We start from the raw sequence: 22894 nt of genomic DNA, 5'->3' as shown, positions 1-22894 counted from the left end.
GCACGGGTTGCACCTATTAATCATAAAAAGTCGTTCCACACCCGTGGGACGCAGGATGGAGAGCACATGCAACAACGAACGAAGATCGCATTGGCCGTGGCGCTCGCGCTGCCGGCAATGAGCGCCATCGCGCAGGAAGCACTGCAGCGCGTCGAAGTGACCGGTTCCCGCATTCGCCAAGTCGACCTCGAGACCGCACAGCCGGTCCAGGTGATGAGCCAGGAACAGATCCAGAAGAGCGGCCTGGTCACCGTCGGCGACATCATCAACAGCATGTCCTCGGCAGGCGTTCCAGCGTTCAGCAAGGGCACCGCGCTGGGCGCGGGCCGCGAACAGGGCGGCCAGTTCCTCGACATGCGCAACCTCGGCTCGCAGCGCCTGCTGGTGCTGGTCGACGGCAAGCGCTGGAGCCAGTCGGTCAACGGCTATACCGACATGTCGACCATCCCGTCGGCACTGATCGAACGCGTCGAGATCCTGAAGGACGGCGCCTCGTCGATCTACGGCTCGGACGCGATCTCGGGCGTGGTCAACATCATCCTGAAGAAAAACATGCAGGGCGGCCAGGCCAGCATCTATCACGGCCAGAACGAAAAGAACGACGGCAAGACCAAGGATTACTCGATCTCCTACGGTGCCGGCGACGACAAGGCTTCGCTGCTGTTCGGCCTGACCCACACCGACCAGGGTCCGGTCTGGGCCAAGACCCGCGATATCACCGCGACCACCAACGGTCCGGACCGCCCACTCGCCGGCCTTGGCACTGGCCCATGGGGACGTATCCGCCAGGTTAGCCCGACCGGCGGTCCGACCGGTTTCGACCGGGTACTGAACCACACCGGCAGCCAGTTGGGCGATGGCGTCGGCGCCGATTCGCGCGACCCGGCCAACTACCATACGTTCGCCAATGCACCTGCCGACCTGTTCAATTCGACGAGCCAGATGCACTTCCTGACGCCGAGCAAGCTGACCTCGATCTTCGTCAAGGGCGAAGTGGCGCTGCCGTGGAATATGAACTTCAAGACCACCGCGATGTATGCCGAACGCAAGTCGTCGCGCTCCGTTGCTGGTTATCCGCTGAGCTCGACGTCGCAGTCCGCCTACCCGGTCTATGTCGACAAGGACAGTTACTACAACCCATACGGCAACTCGGTGGCCGGCGCGGGCAACGGCCAGGACCTGTTCTTCTACCGCCGCACGATCGACGTGCCGCGCGTGACCGACAACAGCAACCGCACCCTGCACATCGACGCCACCCTGGAAGGCGAATTCGCGATCGCCAACAATCCATGGAACTGGAGCGTCGGCTACAACCACAGCAAGGTCGATGGCGGCGTGCGCGGCTACGGCGACCTGAACCTGCTGAACCTGAAGAAGGCCCTCGGTCCATCGTTCATGAACGCCTCGGGCGTGGTGCAGTGCGGCACCCCGGCCGCGCCGATCGGCCTGGCCGCCTGCGTCCCGTTCAACATCCTCGGCGGCCCATCGGCCTCGACCCAGGAAGCGCTGGACTACGTGATGTCGACCGCCCAGGCGACCTACGGCTCGACCGTCAACAGCGCCACCGCCGACCTCACCGGCGAACTGTTCCAGCTGCCGGCCGGCGGCGTGGGCGTTGCCGGCGGTGTCGAATACCGTGAAGTGCGCGGCCAGGACGTGCCGGGCCAGTTCGAGCAGTCGGGCTATTCGTCGAGCCTGGCCGGCAATGCGACCTACGGCCGCTACACCGTGCGCGAAGCCTATCTGGAAGCCAACGTGCCGCTGCTGAAAGGCGTGCCGTTCGCCGACCTGCTGAGCCTGAATGCGGCAACCCGCTATTCGGACTACTCGAACTTCGGCTCGACCACCAACAGCAAGTTCAGCTTCATGTGGAAACCGGTGCGCGACGTGCTGACCCGCGGTACCTACGCCGAAGGCTTCCGCTCGCCGACCCTGGGCGACACCTTCGGCGGCGGCTCGCAAACCTTCGCCAGCTACCTGGACGTGTGCGACAGCCTGCACGGCGAAGCGGCGCGCAACCCGACCGTCGCGTCCCGCTGCGCGGCCGCTGGCGTGCCGGCCGGATTCCGCCAGAAGAACCAGACCGGCGCCGACGTCGGCGCGACCGGCGCCCAGACGCCGTTCCCGTTCACCACCGGCGCCGGCAATGCCTTCCTGCAGCCGGAATCGGCCAAGACCCGCACCCTGGGCCTGGTCATCAGCCCATCGAGCGTGCCTGGCTTCTCGGTGTCGGTGGACTGGTTCAACATCCGGATCGAGAATCTGATCACCGGTGTCTCGGCGACCAACACCCTGGAAGAGTGCTACGTCAACAACGTGCAGAATTTCTGCTCGCTGATCAAGCGTGACACGACCGGCCAGGTGGTTGACCTGCAGATCGGCAACACGAACCGCGGCAAGGTCGAGACCGAAGGCGTCGACGTGGCGGTCAACTACCGCCTGCCACGCACCCGGTTCGGTCAGTTCAGCATCCGCAGCGAATCGACGTACACCGATTCGTATAAGCAGCAGTCGACCCTGGACACCGAATGGGTTGAATACGCCGGCGAATACGACATCTTCCGCGTGAAGTCGAACACCTCGCTGGACTGGAGCATGGGCAACTGGAGCGCCACCTTCACGGCCCGCTTCTACAGCAGCCAGAAGAACCGCTGCTACTCGGCGACCCAGGCCATCTACTGCTCGGATCCGACCAAGGAAGCCAGCTGGGGCACCGGCTACAACCGTCATGGCGAGATGTGGTACGGCGACATGTCGGTCGGCTATGCCCTGCCATGGAATGCGAAGATCCTGTTCGGCGCGAACAATGTCTTCGACAAGAAGCCTGAGATCAACTACAGCGCAAGCTCGAACACTGGCGGCAACTCGTCGTCGTCGTCGGTGTCGCCGGAACTGCCGATCGACCGCTTCTTCTACGTGCGCTACAACCAGTCGTTCTAAGCTTCAGGTTTCAAGCAATTTAATTGCGCAAAAAACCCGCCCGGCGCAAGCCGGGCGGGTTTTTTTTCGCATTGCCAAATTTAGATCAATTATTGACTGCATAGTCAATTACTTGCAACATTGCCAACACGTAATTACACATTTCTGCAACACATTTGTCATACACGCGTATATGCATTGACAGTGATGCACCGCGAATGTTTTTATTGCTGACTTGAAAACTCGTTAAACCAATAAGTTGGCGTTTTTCAGGTAGTCGCTTCGCGACATTTTCGGTGGCAGTGCCCTTCCCATGGTGCCGCCGCGTTTTCACCCCTAGGAGTTTGCAACATGATGGAAACACTCTTGTCCCGGTCGGTCCGCGCGATCTGCCTCGGCGGTATGACCCTCGGCATGACCGCAGCGGTCGCACAGGAAACATCGGCGCCGCTACAGCGCGTCGAAGTGACTGGTTCGCGTATCCGCCAAGTCGACCTGGAAACCGCTCAGCCGATCCAGATCATGAGCCAGGAACAGATTCAGAAAACGGGTCTGGTCACCGTCGGCGACATCCTGAACAACCTGTCGTCGGCTGGCGCCCCTGACTTCTCCCGCTCGGGCTCGCTGACCTCGAACAGCGAAATCGGCGGCCAGTACGTCAGCCTGCGTAACCTGGGCTCGAACCGCCTGCTGGTCCTTGTGGACGGCAAGCGCTGGACCCAGTCGGTCGACGGCTTTACCGACCTGTCGACCATTCCGTCGTCGATGATCGAGCGCATGGAAATCCTGAAGGATGGCGCTTCGTCGATCTACGGCTCCGACGCGATCGCAGGCGTGATCAACATTATCCTGAAGAAGAACATGCAGGGCGGCCAGCTGTCCCTGTACACCGGCCAGAACGAAAAGAACGACGGCAAGAACAAGGACTTCTCGCTGAGCTACGGCGCCGGCGATGAAAAAGCTTCGCTGATGTTCGGCCTGTCGCACACCGAACAGGGCCGTGTTGACACCCAGTCCCGCGCGATCACCGCCTTCGGCAATGGCCCAGACCACGCGTTCGACGGCCTGGGCGCAGGCCCATGGGGCCGCATTACCGCGGTCAATCCGTTGAACGGCGGCACGCTGGCCACCGGCCCCAACGGTTTCAACCGCGTCCTGAACCACACCGGAACCTATGACGGCGTCGGCGTCGGCGCGGATCCGCGCAACCCGAATAACTACCACAGCTTCTCGAACGCGATTCAGGACGACAAGTACAACTCGACCCAGGACATGGACCTGCTCATCCCGAGCAAGCTGGACACCCTGTTCGTCAAAGGCGAGATCGCGCTGCCGAAAGACATGCGCTTCAAGACGACTGCGATGTACTCGCAGCGTACGGCCAACCAGCAGATCGCCGGCTACCCGCTGACCTCGACCTCGCAGGCCACCTATCCGGTCTACATCGACAAGGACAACTACTGGAATCCGTACGGCAACCAGGTTGCCGGCGCTGGTAATGGCCAGGATTTGTGGTTTGCCCGCCGCACGATCGAGCTGACCCGCAAAACCGAAACCGAAAACCGTACCTTGCACATCGATGCCACCCTCGAGGGTGAATTCATGATCAAGGATCTGGCATGGAACTGGAGCGCTGGCTACAACCACAATAAAGTGTCTGGTTCGCAATTCGGCACCGGCAACATCAACCTGCTGAATCTGAAGCGCGCCCTGGGCCCATCGTTCATGAACGCCAGCGGCGTCGTGCAGTGCGGCACCCCTGACGCACCGATCGGCCTGTCGTCGTGCGTGCCGTTCAATATCCTTGGTGGTCCGTCGGCCTCGACCCCGGAAGCTCTGGCCTACGTCAATTCGACCGGCCAGTCTACCTACGGTTCGACCGTCAACAGCGCCACCGCCGACCTGGCTGGTGAGCTGTTCCAGCTGCCAGCGGGCGCGCTGGGCTTGGCAGTCGGTATCGAACACCGCGAAGTGAAGGGCCAGGAAGTACCAGGCCAATTCGAGCAATCGGGCTATTCGACCGACCTGGCAGGCAATGCCACCTACGGCCGCTACACCGTGCGTGAGGCGTACGCAGAGCTGAACGTCCCTGTCCTTAAGGACATGCCGTTCGCGGACCTGCTGAGCTTCAACTTCGCGCACCGCTATTCGGACTACAGCAACTTCGGCGTGGCCAACAACAGCAAGGCCAGCTTCATGTACAAGCCGCACAAGGACATTCTGGTCCGCGGTACCTGGGCTGAAGGCTTCCGTGCTCCGACCCTGGGCGACAGCTTCGGTGGCGGTTCGCAGTCGTTCGACACCTTCCTCGACCCATGCGACACCGTGTTCGGCGAAGCTGCACGTGACCCAGCTGTTCAGGCACGTTGCGCTGCTTCGGGCACCTTCGCGGGATACCGTCAGGTGAATCAGGCCGGTGCTGCGATCGGTGGCGCCAACGGCACTCAGTCGACCGTCGCTTTCAACTCCGGCGCCGGCAATGCATTCCTGCAACCAGAGACTGCGAAGACCAGGACTGTCGGCTTTGTGTACAGCCCGTCGTTCGTGCCTGGCCTGACCGTTGGCCTGGACTGGTACAACATCCAGATCGAGAACCGCATCACTGCGATCAGCGCGACCTACGTTGCCAACGAGTGCTTCATCAACAACAGCGCCAACTTCTGCTCGGCGATTCGTCGTGACCCGGTCAGCGGCCAGATCACCACGCTGGCACGCGGCAACGCCAATCTGGGCAATATGGAAACCGAAGGCCTGGACATGTCGATCTCGTATCGCCTGCCACGTACCGCCTACGGCCAGTTCGGCGTGCGTAACGAAACCTCGTACGTCGACAAGTTCCGCACCCGCAGCGGCGCCGATTCGGAATGGAACAACTACGCCGGCGAGTATTTCTACAACCGCGTGAAGTCGAACACCAACCTCGACTGGGCGCTGGGTAACTGGTCCGCAACCTGGGGCTTCCGTTACTACAGCCCGGTCAAGGACATCTGCTACGACGAGTTCGAGTGCAACCTGCCTGACTACGAAGCATCGTTCGGTACCGGTGCCAACAAGCTGGGTTCGGTCGTCATCCATGACCTGAGCGTTGGCTACAAGACTGGCTGGGATGCCCGCGTCCTGTTCGGTATCAACAACGTCTTCGACAAGTCGCCACGCATCGTGTACAGCACCCAAGCATCGGCTTCGTCGGTTGATGCCGACATGTCGCTGGACCGCTTCTTCTACGTCCGCTACACCCAGAACTTCTAATGGAACGGGGTCGCAAGCCCCCCTCCTGAAAAGTTCAGCGAATGCCCGTCCGGCCTTGCCGGTCGGGCATTTTTTACTTGGGCGCCTGCCCCTGCCGCCGCCGACGCGGTATCATGCCGGTTTGCCCGCGCCGCGCGCAGCCCCTACCTCACCGTAATGACCATCAAACTCAAGAACGACAAGGACATCGCCAAGATGCGCGTCGCCGGCCGCCTGGCCGCCGAAGTCCTGGAAATGATCAAGGAATACGTCGTGCCCGGCGTCTCCACCGAAGAACTCGACCGCCGCTGCCACGACTACATCCGCAAGGTGCAGAAGGCCACGCCGGCCAACGTCGGCTACCACGGCTTCCCTAAGACCCTGTGCACCTCGATCAACGGCGTGGTCTGCCACGGCATCCCGAGCGACAAGGACGTGCTGCAGGACGGCGACATCGTCAACATCGACGTCACCGTGATCAAGGACGGCTGGCACGGCGACACCAGCCGCATGTATTTCGCCGGCACGCCTCGCCCCGAAGCGAAGAAGCTGGTCGACACGACCTATGAAGCGATGATGGCCGGGATCCGCGCCGTGCGCCCGGGCGCGCGCCTGGGCGACGTCGCCCACGCGATCCAGAAGCTGGCCGAAGGCGCCGGCTACTCGGTGGTGCGCGACTACTGCGGCCACGGCATCGGCCGCGTCTACCACGAAGAGCCGCAGGTGCTGCACTACGGCCGCCCGAACACCGGCCTGCTGCTCAAGGAAGGCATGACCTTCACGGTCGAGCCGATGATTAATATTGGCGAGGAAGACGTGATCCAGCTCGATGACGGCTGGACCGTGATGACGCGCGACGGTTCGCTGTCGGCGCAGTGGGAACACATGATCGTGGTGACGAAGAACGGCTTCGAGATCCTGACGCCGTGGCCGGACGCGAAATAATCACCCGAAAACGCCGGGTTGGCACATGCCGCGCCGATCACGGTGCGGCATGCTGCTCGATTCAGCCTAGATGCCGCAACGGGCGTAGCAATCGGTACGGTCCATATTACACTGGCTTTCATCGTAGCCATTGGCTACGCATGCCTGATACCCCCTGAGGCATTGCCATGCGCACTGACCCATGTCTTGCTGGAAGGCCGATACCGAGGCTGCGCTACCGAGCCCGATTGCGAACAACAGCACTGCAAGCTTCTTGCTCATACATTTCTCCTAGATGATGAAGGCGGCGACATAGCTCTGGAGCCGCGCCGCAGGTCGCGCCGATCCCGACACGGGAAATCGGCAAAATGGGCCAGCGGTCAGGGCCGTGCGATGCGGCCTGCCGCGGCAAGAGCGGCTTCCAGGTGGCTCTGGTTGAATCCAGTGAGCATCCGTTCGCCGACCAGTATCACCGGGACACCCTTCCCGCCAAGCTGCGCGAGCTCGCGGTAACTTTGATCCGAATCGGAAATATTACGATCGATGAATGCGATATTGCGTTCCCGTAGATAAGCCCGCGCCTGAATGCAATAAGTGCATGAGCTCGTTCCATAGAGAACGACATTGCTTTGCTTGTCGGGATAGTAGGCGCTGTAGTCGCCCGTGGCATAGGCGGGCTTCAGCAGGTTGACGACGTAGGGGACGCTGGATCCTATGCCAAGGCCGGCAGCAAGGATGAGCACATACGACAGGATGGTCTTGACGCGTTTTGCAGGCATGGATCGTTCCGGTCAAAGAGACGAATCCACGATACATATCTGTATATTGTGCTGTCAATGAACTATGATTGTTGCATGGATTTATCCATGATTTAATGCTTTCGGGGTAGTGTACAGACGCAAAAAAGCCCCAGATGCGCGCGCACATCCGGGGCGATTGGATGCCCGAAGGCTTACTTCGCGTTCATCAGCGCGACGGTGGTGTCGAGCATGCGGTTCGAGAAGCCCCACTCGTTGTCGTACCACGAGGTCACCTTCACCAGGCGGCCCGAGACCTTGGTCAGCGTGGCGTCGAAGTTCGACGATGCCGGGTTGTGGTTGAAGTCGACCGAGACCAGCGGATCGGTGTTATAGGTCAGGATGTCCTTCAGCGGGCCTTCGGCTGCGGCCTTCTTCATGATCTCGTTGATCTCTTCGACCGTGGTGTCGCGCTTGGCGATGAACGACAGGTCGACGATCGACACGTTGATGGTCGGCACGCGAATCGCGAAGCCGTCCAGCTTGCCGTTCAGTTCCGGCAGCACCAGGCCGACCGCGGCGGCGGCGCCGGTCTTGGTCGGGATCATCGACTGGGTGGCCGAACGGGCGCGGCGCAGGTCTTCGTGCATCACGTCGGTCAGCACCTGGTCGTTGGTGTAGGCGTGCACGGTGGTCATCAGGCCGGTTTCCAGGCCGATGGCGTCATGCAGCGGCTTGACCAGCGGGGCCAGGCAGTTGGTGGTGCACGAGGCGTTCGAAATCACCGTGTCGCTGGCTTTCAGCACGTCCTGGTTCACGCCGAACACGACGGTCGCGTCGACGTCCTTGCCGCCCGGGGCCGAGATGATGACCTTCTTGGCGCCGCCCTTCAGGTGGGCCGATGCCTTCTCCTTGGTGGTGAAGAAGCCGGTGCACTCGAGAACGACGTCCACGCCCAGCTCGCCCCAAGGGATCTCGGCCGGATTGCGCTGCGCGAACACGCGGATCTTGTCGCCGTTGACGATCATATTGTCGCCCTCGACCGTGACGGTGCCCGGGAACTTGCCGTGGGCGGTGTCGTAACGGGTCAGGTGGGCGTTCGACTCGGCATTGCCGAGGTCGTTGATCGCCACGATCTGGATATCTTGCTTCTTGCCGCCTTCATAGAAGGCGCGCAGGACGTTGCGGCCGATGCGGCCATAACCATTGATTGCAACTTTGATCGTCATGCTGTGCTCCTGATTAGAAAAAAACTTTTTTCGTAACGAACATAGTAGAACGGGCTGCTCCTGGGAGCAGCCCGCGTCCGGCAAATGCTTATGCTGCGATAACTTCTTTCGCTTTCGCGACGACGTTCTCGACGGTGAAGCCGAAGTGCTTGAACAGCACCGGCGCCGGCGCCGATTCGCCGAAGGTGTCGATGCCGACCACGGCGCCTTCCAGGCCCACGTACTTGTACCAGAAGGCGGTCACGCCGGCTTCGATGGCGACACGAGGAATGCCCTTGGTGAGGACACTTGCTTTGTAGCTCGCCTCCTGGCGGTCGAACACGTCGGTCGACGGCATCGAGACCACGCGTGCGGCGATACCTTCGGCGGCCAGCGCGTCGAATGCCTTCACTGCCAGCTCGACTTCGGAACCGGTCGCGATCAGGATCACTTTAGCGTCGGCGCTGTCGCGCAGCACGTAGCCGCCCTTGGCGATGTCGGCGACCTGGTTCGCTTCACGCGCCATGAACGGCAGGTTCTGGCGCGAGAAGATCAGGGTCGATGGACCGTCCTTGCGCTGCACCGCCGCGCCCCATGCCACCGCCGACTCGACGGTGTCGCACGGACGCCAGTTGTCCAGGCCCGGGATCAGGCGCAGCGACGAGACGTGCTCGATCGACTGGTGGGTCGGGCCGTCTTCGCCCAGGCCGATCGAATCGTGGGTGAACACCGAGATCGAACGGATCTTCATCAGGGAAGCCATGCGCAGGGCATTGCGGCTGTAATCCGAGAAGGTCAGGAAGGTCGCGCCGAACGGGATGAAGCCGCCGTGCAGGGCCACGCCGTTCTGGATCGCCGACATGCCGAATTCGCGCACGCCGTAGTTGATGTGGTTGCCGGCGATGCCCGAACGCACAGGCACCGATTCCTTCCAGTTGGTCAGGTTCGAGCCGGTCAGGTCGGCCGAGCCGCCCAGGAATTCAGGCAGCACCGGGGCCAGCGCCTGGATCGCGTTTTGCGAGGCCTTGCGGGTGGCGATGGTCTCGGCCTTGTCGACGCAGGCGGCGATCGCCGCGTCCAGGGTCTTGCTGAAATCGGCAGGCAGGTCGCCCTTCATGCGGCGCTCGAATTCGGCGGCCAGCTCGGGGTGGGCGCCGCGGTAGGCCGCGAACAGCGTATTCCATTCACCTTCGGCCTGCGCGCCGCGCTCTTTCGCGTCCCAGGCTTCGTACAGGTCGGCCGGGATGTCGAACGGGATCGGATCCCAGATCAGGTGCTTGCGCACGGCAGCGATCTCGGCGTCGCCCAGCGGCGCGCCGTGGACCTTGTCGCCGCCCTCCAGGTTCGGGGCGCCCTTGCCGATGATGGTCTTGCAGCAGATCAGGGTCGGACGATCCGATTGTTTCGCCTTTTCGATGGCCGCATCGATGTCGGCGACGCTGTGGCCGTCGACCTTCGGGATCACGTTCCAGCCGTAGGCCTCGAAACGCTTCTGGGTGTCGTCGGTGAACCAGCCTTCCACACGGCCGTCGATCGAAATGCCGTTGTCGTCGTACAGCCAGATCAGCTTGTTCAGGCGCAGGGTGCCGGCCAGCGACGCCACTTCGTGCGAGATGCCTTCCATCAGGCAGCCGTCGCCCAGGAAGGCGTAGGTGTAGTGATCCACCACGTCGTAGCCTGGACGGTTGAATTCGTTACCCAGCAGCCACTCGGCCAGCGCCATGCCGACCGAGTTGGCGATGCCCTGGCCCAGCGGACCGGTGGTGGTCTCCACGCCCGGGGTGATGCCGACTTCCGGGTGGCCCGGGGTCTTCGAGTGCATCTGGCGGAAGTCGCGCAGATCGTCCATCGTCAGGTCGTAGCCGGCCAGGTGCAGCAGCGCATAGTGCAGCATCGAGCCGTGGCCGTTCGAGAGCAGGAAGCGGTCGCGGTTCGTCCAGCCCGGATTGGCCGGATTGTGGCGGTAGTGCTTGTCCCACAGCGCGACGGCAATCTCGGCCATGCCCATCGGCATGCCCGGGTGGCCCGAGTTGGCTTTCTGGACGGCGTCCATCGCCAGCGCGCGGATCGCGTTGGCCATCAGGGTGGTGGTTTGCGTAGATTTCATGGAGATCGTGGATCAGGGATTGGAAAGCGATGGCCCGCGAGGCCGTAGCCCGTTATTCTACCAGACCGGGGTGCTGCCGATTTAAAATGCAGGTTTATTCCTTTAACGCAAGCCCTCGCTGCGCTCCCACAGAATGCCCCGTTTTTATTGCCCCCAGCCACTCGCCGCCGGCCTGACCGTCGACCTGCCGGAAGCCGTCGCCCACCACCTGCACGTGGTGCGCCTGCAGCCGGGCGCGACGCTCACCCTGTTCAATGGCGAAGGCGGCCAGTACCGCGCCACCCTGAGCGAGAGCGGCAAGCGCCGCGCCACGGCGACGGTCGACGCCTTCGAGGATGTCGAGGCCGAGACGCCCTACTCCGTCACCCTGGCCCAGGGCTTGCCTGAAGGCTCGAAGATGGACTGGATCGTGGAAAAGGCGGTGGAACTGGGCGTGACGGCGATCCAGCCATTGGCGGCCCAGCGCAGCGTCGTGCGCCTGGCCGGCGAGCGGCTCGATAAGCGGCAAGCGCACTGGCAGGGCGTGATCGTCGCCGCCTCCGAGCAGTGCGGCCGTAACCGGCTGGCGCGGCTGCATCCGCTGCTTGAGGTGCAGCCATGGCTGACGGCGCCGGCCGACGGCGTGCGCATCCTGCTCAGCCCGCGCGCGACCGAATCGCTGGCCGGCTGGGCGCGCGCCAATACGCCGCAAGCGGTCACCTTCCTGATCGGCCCCGAAGGCGGCCTCACGCCGCAGGAAGAAGCCGCGGCCGTCGCCGCCGGCGCCCTGTCGCTGTCGATGGGTCCGCGCGTGCTGCGCACCGAAACCGCGGGGCTGGCGGCGCTGGCGGTGCTGGCCGGCGCCTGGGGCGGTATCTGAACGTTCTGCAAAGTACATTCTTTAGTTAACATAAAAACGTCGTTCCCGCGCAGGCGGGAACCCAAGGTAGCAAGCGTCTCGACAACGCAAGCAGTACTTGGGTTCCCGCCTGCGCGGGAACGACGTGCTGAGGCAGCTGGCCTAGGACTTAGAACGTGTAGTTCGCGCCCAGGCTGAAGAAGCGGCCCACCGCGCCAGGCTGGTGCAGCGAGGCGTTGTACGAGGTCTGGTTGCCCGCGTTGCCGTAGGTGGCGACGTCATACGGGGCTTCCTTGTCGAACAGGTTCAGGATCGCGCCCCGGATGGTCAGGTTCTCGGAGACCTTGTACGCCACGTTCAGGTTGGTCGAGGTGAACGACGACACGTCGCAATACCACGCCGGCTGGACCAGGCCCTGGAAGTAAGGACGGCCGCCGACGTTGGTGCCGGTCGACGCGCAATCGGTCTCGCCCAGCGCCGGGTCGAAGGTCGAGAAGCCGCTCGTGTAGTTCACGGTGGCGGTCACGTCCAGCGGGCCGCGGGCATAGCCGAGGGTGAACTGGGCGCGGTCCTTCGGGTTGCCGGTGGCGCCGCCGACCGACGATGGCCCCTGGGTGCCGGCCAGCTGGTAGCTCTCGCCAGCCACTTCGGTCTCGTAGCCGAACACGTGCGCCGCGCTCAGGTTGGCCGTGATGGTGCCCATGTCGCCCAGGCGCCAGCGGTAGCGCACATCCGCTTCGATGCCGTGGGTCTCGGTGCTGCCGGCATTGATATACGGCGACAGGCCGTACAGGATCGGACCGGCGACAGGCATGCCCGGGACCGTGTTGTTGCCGGCGCCGGTCGCGATGTCGATCGTCGCCGCCGGGCCGCGCACCCAGGTCGGGACGAAGCTCGGATCGTTGCCGGCCTGGGTCACGATCAGGTTCTTGATCTGAATCTTGTAGTAATCCAGGGTCATGTTCAGGCCACGCATCGGCTCGAGGATGATGCCGAAGGTATACGACTTCGATTTCTCCGGCTGCAGGTCGGGATTGGTGGTCTGGACGTATGGCGGGCTGAACGAGCAGGCCGACGGCACGTTGCCGGCGGTGGTCTGGCTGCCGTTGGCGCACAGGATCGGATCGCTGATCGCGTTGAAGGTGAAGAAGGAACCGGCGTTGCCCACCTCGGCCGGGGCCGGCGCTCGGAAACCGCGTGCGAAGGTGCCGCGCAGGCCGATCTGCTGGCTCGGCGTCCACTTGAAGTTGGCCGACGGCGTGAACGAACGGCCGTAGGTATCGTAGTGGTCGTAGCGGCCGGCGACGCCGATTTCGACGTTCTTGATCGGGGTCGCCTGCAGCTCGGCGAACGCCGCCTTGTTGGTCTCTTCGCCGATCGCGAAGGCCGCGGTGTTGGCCACCGCGCCATTGAGCGTCAGGCTCGATGGCGGCGCATCCTGCTCGCGCTTGTGCCAGTGCAGGCCGGCCGCGAAGTTCAGCGGACCGGCGCCGAAGTTCGACAGCAGTTCGCGCGATCCGATCAGGTCGGCGTAGTTCAGGGTCGACTCGATCTTGTTGCTGAAGTGCGGCGACACCTGGTTCATGACGGCCGGCGAGTTACCGCCCAGCACATTGAAGGTGCCGTTGCGCAATGCGGCGTAGAGCGCGCTGCGGTTGACGTAGCCACTATAGTCGAGGTCGTTCTTGACCTTGGTGGCGCCGACCGAGGCAGTCACGTCCCAGCCGTAGGCGCTGCCGATCAGGTCGGCCGAGAAGCGGGTGGCGGTCGACTCGTTCCTGGTGGTCAGGGCGGCGCCGACATCCGGAATGTAGCCATACAGGCGTGCGTTCTGGCCAAACGGGTTGGTGACGTTGGCGCCAACCTGGGCGCCCGGCGCGAAGGTCGTGTCCGGCACTGCGCCGACGCGCGGGGTCAGCACGCCGTTGACCAGGGTGGTGGTGCCGTTGAAGGCCGTCGGATTGAAGGCCAGCGGCGACGTGCCTGCGCCGTTGCGGTTGTTGGTGCTTTCGCGGCGGAACATCGAGCCCTTGAACTGCACCTCCCAGTCCTCGCTCAGCTTCTTGGTCATGCCGACGAGGACGTTGACGTTCTCGGTCGGCGGCTGGATGAACGATTCGGTATCGCGCACCGAGCAACCGCCGGCGCGGTACTTGGCGAAGTTGCAGTTCGGATCCAGGAACAGGTAGTTGGCCGGGTTGTTGGCGTTGGTGACGCCGGCCGGATTGTTCGGATTGGCCGGGTTGTACAGGAAGGGGCTGCTGGACGCGGTCAGGAAATTGTTGATATTGGTTGGCACGCCCAGGGTCAGGTCGTTGCCGCCGCGTGCGCGCCAGTCGCGGTTGGCGTAGCCGAACTGCTCGCGGTCGACCACATAGATCGGGTCCTGCTTGCGGTATTCGGCGGTGATGAAGGCGTTGTAGCCGTCGGCGCCGAGGTCGCCGATGCCGGTGCTGACCGAGGCGCGCTTGGTCTTGCCGCCGCCGTGCTGGGTGTCGCCGATCTCGGCCGACAGGCGGGTGCCGTTCAGGTTCTTCTTGAGCTTGATGTTGATCACGCCCGCGATCGCGTCGGAACCGTACAGCGACGAGGCGCCGCTTTTCAGGACCTCGATGCTCTCGATGGCGTCGAACGGAATCGCCGACACGTCGACGAAGGAGCGCTGGGCGTCGTCCGACAGTGGATACGGGGCCATGCGGTGGCCGTCGATCAGCACCAGGGTGGCGCCGACGGTCAGGCCGCGCAGCGAGATGCCCGAGGCGCCGTTGGCGAAGGCGCCGGCGAAGCCGGTGCCCAGGGTGCCGGCGCCGTTGGCGGCCAGGTCGGTCAGGAGCTCGGCGACCGAGGTCTTGCCGCTCTTCTGGATGTCGGCCGCGGTGAGCACCTGGATCGGGGTCGGGGTTTCGGTATTGGTGCGGCTGATCAGCGAACCGGTCACGACGACGCGCTGCGCCGCGGGAGCAGGCGCGGCCTGGTCCTGGGCGAGTGCCGGTACGGCGCCGGCCAGGGCGCCGCTGGCGATCACGCAGGCGATCGCGCACGGCATCGACTTCAGTTTCAACATTGTGTTTCTCCTTGCTGTTCTTTGAATAGTTTTATGCGGGCGCACGTACCGGTCCGTGCTCAAGTGTTTTGCCTAAAACAAATTATCTGCATCGTGGCTGTGCAGCGTGTCATATGCAGACATGTATCAGGGACGAACACCCTCAATCGACGTTGATTGTTGAATCCCACACCATATGAGTCATTCCATAAAACCATATCAAAACAAAAAGCGTCAACAAGCAGATGGGATATGCATATTGTTAAATCCCGGAATGGGCAGCAGACGATTGGTCGGTGACGCACTGCTGCCACGGCCTGTCGGCTGACTCCCTCATCCCTATGGAACCTGGGTCGCGGCAACGCTTACCAAGCTAAGCCATTGTATTTACGACAGTTTCAAGTGAGTATGGACGAACTAAATCATATGCATGCGGAGTCTTCGTTCAAAAAATTTCTATGTACATAGTATGCATTAGCAATAGATGTATAAAATTTGTAGTTGACTCACGAGATAGTTGCGTAGAAACGACGCTCAGTTCGATTATGTTCATTTATGACGTCGAAATGCGATGTGATAAACCATATGAGCGCCTTATTGTTACCTTCCAAAAATAAAAAATGCCCTGAAACAGCCAGGGCATTTTCTTGGAAAGCACACCAGGCGCGCGGCTGGCGAGCTTCCTGAAGCGCTTAGAACTTGTGATCGTAAGACACCGAGATCCGCGCATAACGCGGCGGCGTCAGCGACAGCGGCGTTCCATACAGGGGCGAAACCGCGTCGCCGCTGTTGTAGGCCTCGGTCACGTTCTGCGTGACCTGCTCGTTGGTCACATTGAACACGTCGAGGCGCAGCTGCAGGCCCTTCAGCAAACCCGGACGGTAAGCGACATTCAGGTCAAGGCGCTTGTCCCACGGCAGGTTGCCGACGGTGCCGCGCTGTACGATCTGGTTTTGCGGGACTTCGGCGCCGCCGCACCAGAAACTCTGGTTGGCGTAGTTGGGCGAGTCGCCAGGGTTGGCCGAGGTGCCGATGCAGCTGCGCGGGCGGCCGGCAGCCAGCAGCACGTTGCCGCCGACCGAGACTTCGGGCGTGACTTCATAGAAACCGAAGGCCTTGATCTGGTGCTTGCGGTCGTTCGGCAACAGGCCGTAGGCGCCTTCCATCAGCTCGGGATAATCCCAGGTCGAGGTCACGGCGACGTCGGCCTGGCCGTTATCGGAACGCACCTGGCCTTCGGTATTGCCCTTGTTGCGCGACCAGGTGTAGTTCACCTTGCCGTAGAAGCCGTTGCGATATGGGTGTTCCAGGAACAGGTCGACCGCGGCATAGGTGCGCTTCGGTTTCACGAAGCCCTGGTCGGCGGCGGTCAGCGAAACCTTGGTCAGGTTCGCCGGGTCGCCCGAGTAGTCGACCATGAAGGTGTTGTTACGGCCCGGGTTGAAGGTCTGGCAGGTATTACCCCAGTAGGGATTGGTGATCTCGATGCCGTTCGCTTCGGCATAGCGCTCGAACGGACGCACGTCGCAGAAGTCGTCGATGGTCTCTTTCAGCTCGCGGTAGGTCGCCTTGGCGCCGAAGGTCAGGCGCGGCGTGATGGCGCGCTCGAGCCCGATGGTGACCTCGTCCTGGTAGGCCGGCTTCATGTCGAGGGCCGCGAGGGTCGCGATGACTTTATCCTGGCCGAACTCGTTATTGCCCGACAGCGGCTCCGTCAGCTGCACCAGTCCGGTCGGGGCGCCGTTGGCGTCGACGCCGGTATAGGTGAAATACTGGTCGGTGTAGGTCGAGCGGCCGGCGCCGCGCACCGAGATATGGGTCGGGATCGGCACCGAGTAGCGGCCGAGCGTGGCGAACAGCTTGGTCTGACCATCGCCGTTGACGTCCCAGGCCGCCGCCAGGCGCGGCTGGATCTGGTTGTCCATATCGAGGAAGGTGACCTTCGATTCGTTCTGGTTCTTGAACGATTCGCTGCGCACGCCGATGGTCAGCAGCAGGTTCTTGGTGGCTTGCCAGCGGTCCTCGACATAGAAGGCGCTCTGTTCGGCGTACGAGTCGGTCACCGTCGAGAACAGGCGCTTGGACACGTAGTAACCCTGGGTGCCCAGTCCGCCGCCGCTGGCGGTCGCCGGGACCGTGCCGCCGCTCACGCCGATCGGCCGGTTCGGGTTGGCCGTCCTGAAGTAAGCCCAGGTGCCGCCGCCGGCCTTGAACACGCCGGCATTGAGCGATTCGACGTCGGTGCGGTCGTAACCCGCGCGCAGGTTATGGTCGCCGATACGGTACTCGAGGTCCAGGCGCCCCGAATCGACCTTGTCCTTCGCGTCCGGCGCCAGGATATTGCCGGTAATCGCCTGCGGGTTGGCGTAGGTGAAGCCCGGGGCGCGGTTTTCCGGCGACGAGGTGGTCGAGAAGATGTCAGCCTGGTAGTTGCTGAAGGCGTTCTCGTGCTTCAGCTCGCTGCGGCCGTAGAGCGCGGTCAGGGTCAGGTCATCGGTCAGGTTGCCGATGTAGCGCAGCATGGCTGTGCGGCCGCCGTTGTCGTCCACGTTGCGGCGGGTGGCGGTCGAGGTGACGACGCCGTTGCGGGTGCGGGTGGCGTAGTCGTAGCCGCTGTCCTCGTAGGTGCGCTTCGGGTTGTCGCCCAGCGCCGTCAGTTCGAGACGGTGGTTATCGGTGATGTTCCAGTCGATCTTGCCCATGTAGCGAGCGATTTCGCGCTCGTCGTCGCGCCAGCCGTTCTGGGCGTTCGAGGTGCCGGTGCGAAAACCGTTGACGTAGCCGCGGTCGTTTTCGATCATCTCACCGGCCAGGTACACGAACAGCTTGTCCTTGATGATCGGTCCGCCGACATAGGCTCCGTAGGTCTTCTGTTCGCGCGTGTTCTCGCGCTGGGCCAGGCGCAGCGTGTTGTCGGTGAGCGGGTTGTAGCCGGTGTTGGCGTAATAGATGTCGTTCTCGCTGGCGCGCCAGCTCTTCGGCTCGAACGTGACCTGGGCGCCCGCCTCCCAGGTATTGGTGCCGCTCTTGGTGATGACGTTGACGACGCCACCGATCGACCGGCCGAACTCGGCGCCGAAGCCGCCGACCAGCACCTGCGCTTCGGCGATCGCGCCGAACGGCAGCTGCGACGCGCCCAGGCCGGTCAGCGGGTTGGTGACCGGGAAACCGTTGATGTAGTACGAGTTTTCGGACGCCGCCCCGCCGCCGAACGAGGCGCCGCCGGCGAAGCGCGAGTCCACGCGGGTAGTGTTCGGCGCCAGCTGGATGATGCCCTGGATGTCGCGCGTCACCGGCAGCGCGGCCAGCTGGCGTGCGCTGAAGGTCGCGCCCGACGACGTCGAGGTGACATCGATGTTGCGGCGCTGGCCTGTCACTTCGACCGTCTGCACGCCCGCCTCGGCGAAGACTGCCTCGGCGTTCTGGCCGATGCTGGTTTCGACCCTGGTCGTGCCTACCACGGCATCACCCCGGTACTGGGTCACGGTATAGGAACCGGTGGGCAGCGCGGTGGCCTGGAAGCGGCCCTGCGCATCGGGCGTCACGGTGCGGCGCAGGCCGGTGGCCGGGTTTTCCAGCACGACGCGCACGTCGGCGCCAGGGGCGACGGTGCCGTACACGACCGACGTGGCGTTCGATTGCGCCATGGCCGGCGCCATCGTGCCGATGGCCAGCACGGCGCCGCCGAATGCCAGCGTCAGGGCGTGGACTAGAACGGTTTTCTTGAACATGTGTGATTTCCTGTTTTATTCCTCGCTGTTCTGGCGGAACGGGCTCGGATGGTTGTGTATGAATCACGATCTCAGCAGCGTTGGCTGCTTTCCTCTCTTGGGCCCACTGACGAAATATTCATTTAACTGATAATTCGACCAAAAGGCGCTTTTGGATAGAACCATGAGGAAACTTCTTGTGTCAATGACACAGTTTCCTTTGGTATGCATATAAACAACACTGTTTATGACAAACCATGACCGATTACGCAAACCGAATAAAAGTCGCCAAAACCGGGCATGGATGCACATATTTGGCTGGTTGTCGCACCAAATTGCACATCAAACGAAATCTTGTATCGCAATCGGCAAAATCGATACGTACACCATACAGACACGAGAAAATCGGGATGTCTGCCGCAGAACGTTCGGACGGATGTCACGCAAGGATAATTTTGTAAACTTTCAGTTACCAGAAAACAAGAAAGGATATTCGCTCTACTTATAGCGCCGTACGAAGAAGAGGACGACTCCTCGGCAGTACCGGAATCCGGTACGGTCGGCCATGGAATTTGCAAGAATGGTCGCTGGGTTTGTTGATCCAGCGCAAAGTGAGGTGCAACGATCCCGCATGCCAATGCGTGCGCGCTGATGGCCGTGCGGCGCAATACAGTGGGGACGGTGGCAGCGCCGAAAAAAAGGCCGCTCCGAAGAGCGGCCTGTCCGGCTGGCGACGGCCTTGCGGCCACCGCTCAGGATCAGAACTTGCGGTCGTACATCAGCGAGAAGCGTGCATAACGCGGCGAGGTCAGCGACAGCGGAGTCTGGTACAGGCCACTGACGTTGGCGCCGTTGTTGTAGGCCTCGGTCACGTTGCGCACGACCTGGCTGTTGAACACGTTGAACACGTCGACGCGGAACTGCAGGCCCTTGATGAAGTTGGGCTTGTACGCCACGTTCAGGTCGTAGCGGTGTTCCCACGGCAGGTTGCCCACCGTGCCGCGCGGGGTCAGCACGTTCTCCGAACGGGTCAGGCCGCCGCAGTAGAAGGTCTGGTTCGCGTAGTTCGGCGAATCGCCCGGATTGGCGGCGCTGCCAATGCAGCTGCGTGGACGGCCCGAGGCGATCAGCACGTTGGCGCCGACGACGACTTCCGGCGTCACTTCATAGAAGCCGAAGGCCTTGAGCTGGTGCTTGCGGTGGTTCGGCAGGTAGCCATAGGCGCCTTCCATCAGCTCCGGATAATCCCACGACGAGGTGACCGCAACGTCGGCCTGGCCGTTATCCGAACGCACCTGGCCTTCGGTATTGCCCTTGTTGCTCGACCAGGTATAGCTGGCCTTGGCGTACCAGCCGTTGCGGAACGGGTGCTCCAGGAAGGTCTCGATCGACTTGTAGGTACGCTTCGGCTTGTCGAAGCCCTGGTCGGCCGCGGTCAGGTTCACCTGGGTCAGGCGCGACGTATCGCCCGAGAAGTCGACCAGGAACTCGTTGTCTTCACCCGGGTTGAAGGTCTGGCAGGTGTTGCCCCACAGCGGATTGGTGATTTCGATGCCATTGGCTTCGGCGAAGCGTTCGAACGGACGCACGTCGCAGAAATCGTCGATGGTCGAGCGCATCTTGCGGTAGATCGCCTTGGCGCCGAAGTTCAGCGACGGCGAGAACGCCTTCTCGAAGCCGAAGGTCAGCTCGTCCTGGTATTGCGGATCCATGTCGCGCGCTGCCAGGGTCTCGACGACCTTATCCTGGCCATATTCGTTGTTGTTCGACAGCGGTTGGCTCAGCTGCACCAGGCCGGTCGGCGCGCCGTTGGCGTCGGTGCCGGTATACGTGTAGTACTGGGCGGTATAGGTCGAACGGCCGGCGCCGCGCACCGAGATGTGGGTCGGGATCGGGACCGAGTAGCGGCCCACGGTGCCGTATACCTTCAGGCTGGCGTCGCCGTTGACGTCCCATACCGCGGCCAGGCGCGGCTGGATCTGGTTCTTCATCTCCAGGAAGGTGGTCTTGGTGTCGTTCTGGTTCTTGAACGACTCGTTACGCACGCCCAGGGTCAGCAGCAGGTTCGGGGTTGCCTGGAAGCGGTCTTCCAGATACCAGGCGCTCTGTTCGCCGAACGAATTGGTGACGGTCGAGAACAGGTTGCGGGTCACGTAATAGCCCTGGCTGCCCAGCGGACTGCCGGTGCTGGCCGGCGACGGAATCATCACGCCGCTCGGACCTTCGATCTGCGCGTTCGGATTGGTGGCGCGGAAGTAATCCCAGCGTCCGCCGCCGGCAATGAATTCGCCCGCCGCGACCGACTCGACCTTGGTCTGGTCGAAGCCGCCGCGCAGGGTGTGGCGGCCCAGGCGCCATTCGACGTCGAAGCGGCCCGAGTCGACGATGTCTTCCGAGCCCGGGGCCAGGATGTTGCCGCTGATGTTTTGCGGGTTGGCGTAGGAGAGGCCCGGCGCGCGCGCGTCGACCGTCGACGAGATCTGGAACAGGTCCGGGTTATAGCCGGTGAAGTAGTTCTCGTGGGTCGACTTGGAGCGGCCGTACAGTGCGGTGACGGTCAGGTCGTCGGTCAGGTTGCCGACGTAACGCAGCGTGTTGAGCTTGGCGCCGTTGTTGTCGACGTTGACCAGGCGCTGGGTCGAGCTGACGACGCCGGTGCGGGTGCGGGTCGCGTAGTCGAAGCCGCTATCCGCGCGGGTCACTTCGGGCGTATCGCCCATCGTGGTGAATTCCACGCGGTGATTGTCGCTGATGTTCCAGTCGAGCTTGGCCATATAGCGTTCGACCTTGGTGTCGCGGTCGCGCCAGCCTACCGAGGCGTTGTTGGTGGCGACGCGGAAGCCGTTGACCAGGCCCTCTTCGGTATCGTGCTTTTCGGCTGCGGCGAAGAAGAACAGCTTGTCCTTGATGATCGGGCCGCCGACGTAGGCGCCGTACACCTTGCGGTCGACCGTGTTCTCGGCGCGCGCCAGGCGCAGGGTGCCGTCGGTGGCGGCGTTGTTCGGGGTGCCGGTGTTGCCATAGTAGATGTCGTACGGCGTAGCACGCAGCGATTTCGGTTCCCAGGTCACCAGGCCGCCGGCTTCCCAGGTATTGGTGCCGCTCTTGGTGACGATGTTGACCACGCCGCCGATCGAACGGCCGAATTCGGCGCCGAAGCCGCCGGTCAGCACCTGCGCCTCGGCGATTGCGCCGAAAGGCAGCTGGGCCGCGCCCAGGCCGGTCAGCGGATTGGTGACGGGGAAACCGTTGATGTAGTACGAGTTCTCGGAAGCCGCGCCGCCGCCGAACGAAGCGCCGCCGGCGAAGCGGGTATCGGCCGTGGTCGTGTTCGGGGCCAGCTGGATGATCGATTCGATGTTGCGGCCGATCGGCAGCGAGGCCAGTTCGCGGGCGTTGAAGGTGGCGCTGCTGCCGGCGCTGCTGGTGTCGATGGTGGCGCGGCGGGCGCTCACCTGCACGACCTGGGTGCCGTCGGCGGCCGGGGCGCCGGCAAAGATCGCCTCGCCGTTGCGGCCGATGCCGGTTTCGACTTCGACCGTCGCCACGTTGGCGCCGTCGCGCAGCTGCGTCACGCGGTACACGCCGCTCGGCAGCGAGCTGGCCACGAAACGGCCCTGCGCGTCCGGGGTCAAAGTGCGGCGGATGCCGATGTCCGGGTTCTCGATCAGGATCTGGACATTGCTGCCCGGGGCGACGGTACCGAACACGCTACCGGAAGCATTCGACTGCGCCATTGCCGGCGACATCACGGCCAGGCCCAGTGCGGCGCCGCCGAAGGCGATGCTCAGTGCGTGGACCAATACGGTTTTTTTCAACATGCGATTTCCTGTCCTCTTGTCGGCCACCCTCGTGAAGCGGCCGGTGTTGGTTTTTAGTTGTAATCCTAAAGTCACTGCGTTTGTAACTTTTCCTCTCTTGTGGCAACTGACGGCATATTCATTTACTTGATAACGCTGTAGAGTTGCTTGGATTCATAAGACCATGGCATAAGTTATTGTGTCAATGACACACTCTTGCGGTATGCATATATACAACACTCTCCTATGAGAAATCCAAACCTGCAAATTAAATTCAGCCAGATTGGTGCGGCGCCGCACAATTTTGGCAATGCGAAGCACCAAACTGGCGCTACCTCGCAATATTCTGTCAAAAGTGAGTCTAACCATACAAATAGCCG

At 62.5% G+C, this 22894-nt stretch carries 11 protein-coding genes; 4 read left to right on the top strand and 7 right to left on the bottom strand.

The window, feature by feature from the left end:
* The first annotated feature begins 66 nt into the window (after positions 1-66).
* The 3 genes from HMPREF9710_RS17520 (at position 67) to map (ending at position 7092) form a co-directional block, all read left to right on the top strand.
* The gene (locus HMPREF9710_RS17520) at positions 67-2940 is read left to right on the top strand and encodes a TonB-dependent receptor plug domain-containing protein (protein ID WP_005668516.1); all 2874 of its coding nucleotides are present in this window, start codon (positions 67-69) and stop codon (positions 2938-2940) included.
* A 330-nt stretch (positions 2941-3270) separates the two neighbouring features.
* On the top strand, positions 3271-6168 hold the full coding sequence (locus tag HMPREF9710_RS17515; RefSeq protein ID WP_005668515.1) for a TonB-dependent receptor domain-containing protein: 2898 nt from the start codon (positions 3271-3273) through the stop codon (positions 6166-6168).
* A gap of 156 nt (positions 6169-6324) precedes the next feature.
* A complete protein-coding gene (gene map / locus HMPREF9710_RS17510; RefSeq protein WP_005668513.1) occupies positions 6325-7092 on the top strand; it encodes a type I methionyl aminopeptidase in 768 nt (255 codons plus the stop codon).
* Between the two features lie 66 nt (positions 7093-7158).
* Here the strand turns inward: map and HMPREF9710_RS17505 are convergent, their stop codons facing one another.
* From HMPREF9710_RS17505 to tkt, 4 genes are all read right to left on the bottom strand, one after another.
* The gene (locus HMPREF9710_RS17505; RefSeq protein ID WP_005668510.1) at positions 7159-7353 is read right to left on the bottom strand and encodes a hypothetical protein; all 195 of its coding nucleotides are present in this window, start codon (positions 7351-7353) and stop codon (positions 7159-7161) included.
* A 98-nt stretch (positions 7354-7451) separates the two neighbouring features.
* The gene (locus tag HMPREF9710_RS17500) at positions 7452-7850 is read right to left on the bottom strand and encodes a glutaredoxin family protein (RefSeq protein ID WP_005668508.1); all 399 of its coding nucleotides are present in this window, start codon (positions 7848-7850) and stop codon (positions 7452-7454) included.
* Between the two features lie 173 nt (positions 7851-8023).
* Complete coding sequence (gene gap, locus HMPREF9710_RS17495; RefSeq protein ID WP_005668506.1) at positions 8024-9037, bottom strand: type I glyceraldehyde-3-phosphate dehydrogenase; 1014 nt, start codon at positions 9035-9037, stop codon at positions 8024-8026.
* An 88-nt stretch (positions 9038-9125) separates the two neighbouring features.
* Positions 9126-11123: a transketolase gene (gene tkt / locus HMPREF9710_RS17490; RefSeq protein ID WP_005668504.1), complete on the bottom strand. Its 1998-nt coding sequence runs from the start codon at positions 11121-11123 to the stop codon at positions 9126-9128.
* Between the two features lie 133 nt (positions 11124-11256).
* Between tkt and HMPREF9710_RS17485 the strand changes: the two genes are divergently transcribed.
* Positions 11257-11982: a 16S rRNA (uracil(1498)-N(3))-methyltransferase gene (locus tag HMPREF9710_RS17485; RefSeq protein WP_005668503.1), complete on the top strand. Its 726-nt coding sequence runs from the start codon at positions 11257-11259 to the stop codon at positions 11980-11982.
* 148 nt (positions 11983-12130) lie between these two features.
* On the opposite strand, the gene HMPREF9710_RS17480 is transcribed toward HMPREF9710_RS17485, so the two are convergent.
* The 3 genes from HMPREF9710_RS17480 to HMPREF9710_RS17470 all read right to left on the bottom strand — a co-directional run bounded on the left by HMPREF9710_RS17480 (position 12131) and on the right by HMPREF9710_RS17470 (position 22535).
* Positions 12131-15025, bottom strand: coding sequence for a TonB-dependent receptor (locus tag HMPREF9710_RS17480; RefSeq protein ID WP_005668502.1), 2895 nt, complete (start codon positions 15023-15025; stop codon positions 12131-12133).
* Positions 15026-15696: 671 nt separating this feature from the next.
* Positions 15697-18735, bottom strand: coding sequence for a TonB-dependent receptor (locus HMPREF9710_RS17475; RefSeq protein WP_005668501.1), 3039 nt, complete (start codon positions 18733-18735; stop codon positions 15697-15699).
* 737 nt (positions 18736-19472) lie between these two features.
* On the bottom strand, positions 19473-22535 hold the full coding sequence (locus HMPREF9710_RS17470) for a TonB-dependent receptor (RefSeq protein ID WP_005668500.1): 3063 nt from the start codon (positions 22533-22535) through the stop codon (positions 19473-19475).
* Positions 22536-22894 lie beyond the last annotated feature (359 nt).

This window comes from Massilia timonae CCUG 45783 (genome assembly GCF_000315425.1).
GTDB classification, from domain to species: domain Bacteria; phylum Pseudomonadota; class Gammaproteobacteria; order Burkholderiales; family Burkholderiaceae_D; genus Telluria; species Telluria timonae.
The sequence above is the reverse complement of the archived record's forward strand: the minus strand, read 5'-3'. Positions and strand labels throughout refer to the sequence as shown.